Annotated in this window: 3 protein-coding genes; 1 reads left to right on the top strand and 2 read right to left on the bottom strand. The window is 63.2% G+C overall.

Annotated features, from left to right (window positions below; genetic code table 11):
- On the bottom strand, window positions 1-180 hold a 180-nt coding region (locus tag TW83_RS18035), incomplete at its 3' end, for a hypothetical protein (protein ID WP_045984166.1).
- Window positions 181-429: 249 nt separating this feature from the next.
- Between TW83_RS18035 and TW83_RS20945 the strand changes: the two genes are divergently transcribed.
- Window positions 430-585 carry a hypothetical protein gene (locus TW83_RS20945; protein WP_157001774.1) on the top strand — a complete coding sequence of 52 codons (156 nt, stop codon included), beginning with the start codon at window positions 430-432 and terminating at the stop codon, window positions 583-585.
- 94 nt (window positions 586-679) lie between these two features.
- Here TW83_RS20945 and TW83_RS18030 read toward each other — a convergent pair.
- Window positions 680-1,041 (bottom strand): 4Fe-4S dicluster domain-containing protein (locus TW83_RS18030; protein WP_045984165.1); only part of this gene is annotated, 362 nt, incomplete at its 5' end.

Genomic DNA, 1,041 nt, shown 5'->3' with positions numbered 1-1,041 from the left:
CCGCGCCCTGTCATCGCGCGCGTCGCGGTGGCCGGCGACCTTGGCGCTGCGCGTCGCACCGTCCAGCGCGCGGACCATGGCGACCTGCATGTCCAGCTTGTCGCGCAGGTCGCGATAGACCGCATTGTGGGAATAAGCCGTCAGCGCCGTGTCGATGATCTCCCAGTCCTTGTCGGACATGGACAGCCGAAACGTCGTTTCCGTCGGAACACCTTGCATACTCGATACCTCGAACAACTACACGATGTGTGTACCCCCGTTTGTCCATTTTGCGCACTTGGCTATTTGTACAGCCATCTGCCCGGACTGCGATCGCGGCGCCCGCGCCTACGACAATCCGCCGATCGGGTGACTTTGGTCTGGCCAAACGGCCGAACCATATGGTTCAATACACGCTCTGCGTGCATTTCTGACCAAGAGGAGCATGTCATGACGATCATCGACCCCCAGATCTGCGCCATCCTGCAAAAGATGGTCCAGACCTGCGAGGATGCGCAGTCCCGGTCCCGTGCCCGAAAGATCGCCTGTGACAGCGACCTGAGGGGCGCCCCTGATCCAAGGGCCGGAACCTGCCGCAGCGGCTAGATGGGCCAAGCCGCCCCGGCACGGGGCGCAAGGCTGCAAGCCACCGGCAGGTCGGGACAAGGAACCCGCCTCGACCTGCCTTATCGGACCACGGTCACATGTTGGGATAGTTCGGCCCGTCTCCGCCCTGCGGGGTCGTCCAGACGATGTTCTGGCTGGGATCCTTGATGTCGCAGGTCTTGCAGTGGACGCAGTTCTGGAAGTTGATGACGAAGCGCGGGCCCGACGCATCCTCGACCACCTCATAGACGCCTGCGGGGCAATAGCGCTGCGCGGGTTCGGCATATTCCGGCAGGTTCACCGCGATCGGCACCGAAGGGTCGCGCAGCTTCAGGTGGCAGGGCTGGCTTTCCTCGTGGTTGGTAAAGGAAAACGCCACGTTGGTCAGCCGGTCGAAGGACAGCTTGCCGTCCGGGCGCGGATAGTCGATCGGCTTGTGATCGCGCGCCTTGCCGG

Source organism: Paracoccus sp. S4493, from assembly GCF_000967735.1.
GTDB lineage: Bacteria > Pseudomonadota > Alphaproteobacteria > Rhodobacterales > Rhodobacteraceae > Paracoccus > Paracoccus marcusii.
Note: the sequence above shows the minus strand (reverse complement) of the source record. Positions and strands in the feature narration are given on the sequence as shown.